Origin of the sequence: Streptomyces marokkonensis (genome assembly GCF_039539045.1) — a bacterium.
In the GTDB taxonomy this organism is placed as follows: domain Bacteria; phylum Actinomycetota; class Actinomycetes; order Streptomycetales; family Streptomycetaceae; genus Streptomyces; species Streptomyces marokkonensis.
This window is the reverse complement of sequence record NZ_BAABCQ010000281.1, coordinates 1-5,405: the sequence shown is the minus strand read 5'-3', so window position 1 is coordinate 5,405 and position 5,405 is coordinate 1. Positions and strand designations below refer to the sequence as shown.

General features: G+C 70.4%; 4 protein-coding genes. 3 read left to right on the top strand and 1 reads right to left on the bottom strand.

Going from position 1 to position 5,405, the window contains the following annotated elements:
- Positions 1–66: 66 nt before the first annotated feature.
- Together ABEA26_RS34675 and ABEA26_RS34670 are read left to right on the top strand one after the other, a co-directional pair.
- Positions 67–642, top strand: coding sequence for a TerD family protein (locus tag ABEA26_RS34675; RefSeq protein WP_345597881.1), 576 nt, complete (start codon positions 67–69; stop codon positions 640–642).
- Positions 643–937: 295 nt separating this feature from the next.
- Positions 938–2,341, top strand: coding sequence for a M1 family metallopeptidase (locus ABEA26_RS34670; protein ID WP_345597879.1), 1,404 nt, complete (start codon positions 938–940; stop codon positions 2,339–2,341).
- A 61-nt stretch (positions 2,342–2,402) separates the two neighbouring features.
- Here ABEA26_RS34670 and ABEA26_RS34665 read toward each other — a convergent pair whose 3' ends face one another.
- Positions 2,403–4,154: a protein kinase domain-containing protein gene (locus tag ABEA26_RS34665; RefSeq protein WP_345597877.1), complete on the bottom strand. Its 1,752-nt coding sequence runs from the start codon at positions 4,152–4,154 to the stop codon at positions 2,403–2,405.
- A 152-nt stretch (positions 4,155–4,306) separates the two neighbouring features.
- Here ABEA26_RS34665 and ABEA26_RS34660 point away from each other — a divergent pair.
- On the top strand, positions 4,307–5,405 hold a 1,099-nt coding region (locus tag ABEA26_RS34660; protein ID WP_345597875.1), incomplete at its 3' end, for an RNA-guided endonuclease InsQ/TnpB family protein.

Below are 5,405 nucleotides of genomic sequence, written 5' to 3'. Positions count from 1 at the left end.
CTCGACGTTCATGGGGGTAGCTGTAGCTTTCTTGCCGTACGTAAACGAGGGAAGGGACTCCCAACAATGGCTGTAAGCCTGTCCAAGGGTGGCAACGTCTCGCTCACCAAGGAGGCTCCGGGCCTGACCGAAGTCACCGTGGGGCTCGGCTGGGACGTCCGTACCACCACCGGCACCGACTTCGACCTCGACGCGTCCGCGATCGCGGTCAACACGGAGGGCAAGGTCTACTCCGACGGCCACTTCGTGTTCTTCAACAACAAGCAGACGCCGGACAACACGATCGCCCACACCGGTGACAACCGCACCGGTGAGGGCGCCGGCGACGACGAGGCGATCAACGTCAACCTGGCCGGCCTGCCGGCCGACATCGAGAAGATCGTCTTCCCGGTGTCGATCTACGACGCCGAGAACCGTTCGCAGAACTTCGGCCAGGTGCGCAACGCCTACATCCGCATCCTCAACAAGGCCGGCGGCGCCGAGATCGCCCGCTACGACCTTTCCGAGGACGCGGCCACCGAGACCGCGATGGTCTTCGGCGAGCTGTACCGCAACGGCGCCGAGTGGAAGTTCCGCGCCGTCGGCCAGGGCTACGCCTCGGGCCTGGTGGGCATCGCCCAGGACTTCGGTGTGAGCGTCTGACGTTCACCCGCTCGTTCGGGTGAACGTCAGACACTCACCCGCTCGTTCGCTCGCACGGAGGCCTCCCGGTCGTGCGCCGGGGGGCCTCCGTCGTGCGTGGGGGCCTCCGTCGTGCGTGGAGCCCCTCCCGGCGTGCGTGGAGCCCCTCCCGGCGTGCGTGGAGCCCCTCCCGGCGTGCGTGGAGGGCCTTCGCGGTGCCTGCCTCCCCCGGGCCGCCCCGCAGCAGCTCCAAGAGGTGGTCCCACCGGGCAGCCTCAACGGGCGTTTCACGTGAAACGACTCATAGGATCACGACGTGCGCATCGCCCGCCCGCTCGTAGCCGCCGCCACCGTCGCCGTCCTCGCGGCGTGCAGCGGTGGCGGTGGCGTCGACGGCACCCCCGGCGGCTCGGGTGTGCGTGACCCGTACTTCCCGAAGGCGGGCAACGGCGGCTACGACGTCGGCCACTACGACCTGACCCTGGCCTACGACCCCGACGCCGAGCACCTCACCGGCACCGCGTCGGTCACCGCCCGCGCCACCCGGGAACTGTCCGCCTTCAACCTCGACCTCAAGGGCCTGGACGTCGAGAAGGTCACCGTCGAGGGCCGGGCCGCCCGCTTCAACCGGGCCGGACAGGAGCTGACCGTCCGCCCGGCGGACGAGCTGAACGACGGGGAGACGTTCCGCGTGACCGTCCGCTACTCCGGCGGCCCCGTGACCGTGACCGACCCGGACGGCTCCGAGGAGGGCTGGCTGCCCACCGCCGACGGCGCGGTCGGGCTCGGTGAGCCGACGGGCTCGATGGCCTGGTTCCCCGGCAACCACCACCCCTCCGACAAGGCCGCCTACGATCTCTCGGTGACGGTGCCGGAGGGCCTGGGAGCCGTTTCCAACGGTGAGTTGACGGGCGAGACCACCCGCGACGGCCGCACGACGTTCACCTGGCACACCGCCGAGCCGATGTCGAGCCACGTCGCCACGGTCGCCATCGGCGACTGGGAGACCGACCGCTCCACCACCGACGACGGCCTGCCGGTGTACACGGCCGTCGACCCGGAGCAGGCCGACGCGAGCCGGGCGGTCCTGGGGCGGATTCCCGAGGTCATGGAGTGGGCCCAGGAGAACTTCGGCCCGTATCCCTTCTCCTCCACCGGCGCGATCGTCGACCGCGTCGAGGACGCCGGCTACGCCCTGGAGACCCAGAACCGGCCCTACTTCCCCGGCGCCCCCGACACCGTCCTGCTCGTCCACGAACTCGCCCACCAGTGGTACGGAAACTCCGTCAGCCCGAAGACCTGGCGGGACATGTGGCTCAACGAGGGCTTCGCCACCTACGCCGAATGGCTGTGGGAGGAGGACGAGGGCGGCGACACCGCACAGGAGACCTTCGACGCGCTCTACGACGGGACCTACTACCCCGACGAGGACGCGAACGACTCGGTCTGGGCGTTCCCGCCCGCGGACCCGCCCGACGCGGAACACATCTCCGCCGGCCCCGTCTACCAGCGCGGCGCGATGGTCCTGCACAAGATCCGACAGACGGTCGGCGACGAGGCCTTCCTGGACCTCCTCCGTGGCTGGGCAACCGACCACCGCCACGGCAACGCGGACACCGACGACTTCACGGCGTACGTGGAGAAGTCGGCGCCGGACGAGGACTTCACGGGGATCTGGGAGGACTGGCTGTACGGGGACGGCAGGCCACAGAGCCCGTGAGACGCCGCTCCGGCCGAACGCCGTCGCGCCCTGCTCCGCGACACGCCCCGCCCCGCGCCGCTCAGGCGGCCTGGGCGGTGCGGGCCCGCTGGAGCGTCGTGAGCCGGGAGACCAGGATCACGGCGAACACGGCACTCACGATGCCGACAACGTTGGCGGAGTGCGAGTTGAGGATCGTCTCCTTGGCGCCCTCGATACTGTCGTCCTCGTTCCACACCTGAACCGAGTCGTTCATGAACATCACGAAGTGGGCGAGCCAGAACCACCACCACGTGTGCAGCAGCCACCGCCCGGCGCCCTTCGGCCGGCCGGTCGTCGCCGTCCAGATGTCGTTGGCGATCTGCTTGGGCAGGTAGAAGTTGGCGACGGGGATGAACCAGGCGCCCGCCGCCAGACCGGGGCCGTAGCGGATACGGCCCGGCGCGATCGCGTCGGCGTTCAGCCAGGTGTGCCGGAACCAGCACACCCACATGCCCGCCACCCCCAGCATCACCAGCCCGCCGAGGCCGTCGAGCAGGTCGGTCGCGAGCACCCAGTCGTCGAAGCTCCCGATGTCGCTCGGGGTCTTCGCGTCGTCGTGACGGCTGAGTTCGGTGAACACCTCCCAGAGGGCGACGCTACGGGCCAGCAGCAGCAGGGCGTACACGCCGAGCAGGGCGTTCAGGGTCAGGGCCAGGCCCCGGAGCGGGCGTACGCGCCGCTGGGCATACGGGGAGGGGGCGGGTGAGGCGGAGGCCGGCCCCGGGACGGGCGTCGCGTACGCCGGCGACTGCTCGGGTCCCGGCCGGGCACCGTAGGGCGCGGGGATCGGCCCCGGGGGCGTCGACGGGCCGAAGGCGGTGGGCGGCGGGCCGAAACCCGCGGCGGGCGCCCCGACCGGCACCCGCTTCTCCGGATCCTCGCTGTCCAGGAGCTGCACGGCGTGCCGGCCCAGCTCCGCCAGTACCTCGCCGGGCAGCCACGCACCGCTCCGTGCGGTGTCCGCGCCCTCCAGGTCCTCGATCGACGTCAGCAGCTCGTCCGGGGTGGGGCGCTTGGCGGGGTCCTTGACCAGGCAGGACGCGACCAGCGCCTGCCAGGGGCCGGGTACGCGGGAGAGGTCCGCCTCCTCGGTCGCGATGCGGAAGAGCAGCGAGTGCATCCCGCCCTCGTCGGTACCGAAGGGCATCCGGCCCGTCGCGGCGTAGGCCAGCACCGCGCCGAGGCAGAAGATGTCGCTGGCGTACGACACCTTCTCCCCGCGCACCTGCTCGGGGGACATGAACCCCGGCGAGCCCACGACGGCCCCCGTGCGGGTGAACCCCTCCGCGGACTGTGTGGACACGTCCAGCGCGCGGGCGATGCCGAAGTCGATGACGCGGGGACCGTCGATGGTCACCAGGATGTTGGAGGGTTTGAGGTCGCGGTGCACGATGCCGGCGCCGTGGATGGTCTGCAGCGCCCGCAGCAGGCCCATCGCCAGTACCCGCAGGGAGGCGGGGGGCAGTGGCCCGTACTGCTGGTCCACGACCTCGGCGAGCGAGGGCCCGGCGACGTAACCGGTGGCGACCCAGGGGGTCGGCGCCTGGGTGTCGGCGTCCAGCACGGGCGCGGTCCACTCGCCGCCGACGCGCTGCGCCGCCTTCACCTCCTGGGCGAAGCGCCGCCGGAAGTCGGGCTGGCGGGCCAGCTCCTCACGGACGACCTTGACGGCCACCGTCCGGCCCCGGTCGGAACGCGCCAGGTACACCCGTCCCATGCCGCCCTCACCGAGCCTGCCGAGCAATCGGTAGGTACCGATCCATTCGGGATCGCCCGGCTCCAACCCGTTCATCTGATTTCCTTTCGTGGATACCCCCGCCTTCAGCCGGGGGAGGAACGAAACTCCTGCGGAGCAGGGCAAGGAGCGGGCTTCGCCGTCAAGGCGAAAGACCGTGCTCTGACCCGCGGGTTGTGCTTCACCTGTCGTGACGCTAGTTTGTGAGCATGGCTACGGCGCAGGTGAAGCGGGCGTTCAAGTACCGCTTCCACCCCACGAACGAGCAGGCGGCTGAGCTGTCGCGCACGTTCGGCTGCGTCCGCAAGGTCTACAACATGGCGCTGGCCGCCCGTACGGAGGCGTGGGCGCGGCAGGAGCGGGTCAACTACAACCAGACGTCGGCGATGCTGACGGCGTGGAAAAAGACCGGGGAACTGGCGTACCTGGGCGAGGTTTCCTCGGTTCCGCTTCAGCAGACGCTCAGGCACTTGCAGGGGGCGTTCACCCACTTCTTCGCCAAGCGCGCCAGGTACCCGCGCTTCAAGTCGAAGAAGAAGTCCCGCAGGTCGGCCGAGTACACCACCAGTGGGTTCCGCTTCCGCGACGGGAAGCTGACCCTGGCGAAGATGGCGGAGCCGCTGGACATCGTCTGGTCGCGTCCGCTCCCGGAGGCGGCGACGCCCTCCACGGTAACCGTGTCGCAGGACGCGGCCGGCCGCTGGTTCGTGTCGATGCTGTGCGACGACCCTGGCGTCAGGCCGCTGCCCGCCACCGGTGCGGCCGTGGGAATCGACGTCGGTCTGGACCACCTGCTGACCCTCTCCACCGGGGAGAAGATCGCCAATCCCCGCCACGAGCGTCGCGACCGCACCCGCCTCGCCCTGGCCCAGCGCCGCCTGGCGAGGAAGGCCAAGGGATCCGCGAACCGGGCCAGGGCCCGGCAGAAGGTCGCCAGGATCCACGCCCGGATCGCCGACCGGCGGCGTGATGGGCTGCACAAGCTGACCACTCGTCTCGTGCGTGAGAACCAAACGCTCGTGATCGAGGACCTGACCGTGCGGAACATGGTCAGGAACCGGAGTCTGGCCCGCGCCATCAGTGACGCGGCATGGTCGGAGTTCCGGAGCCTGCTGGAGTACAAGGCCGCCTGGTACGGGCGGGAAGTGATCGCGGTCGACCGCTTCTTCCCCTCCTCCAGGCTGTGCTCCCACTGCGGCACCCTCGCCAAGGCGATGCCGCTGCACGTGCGCACCTGGACGTGCGAGAGCTGTGGCACGACCCACGACCGGGACGTGAACGCGGCGAAGAACCTGCTGGCTGCCGGAC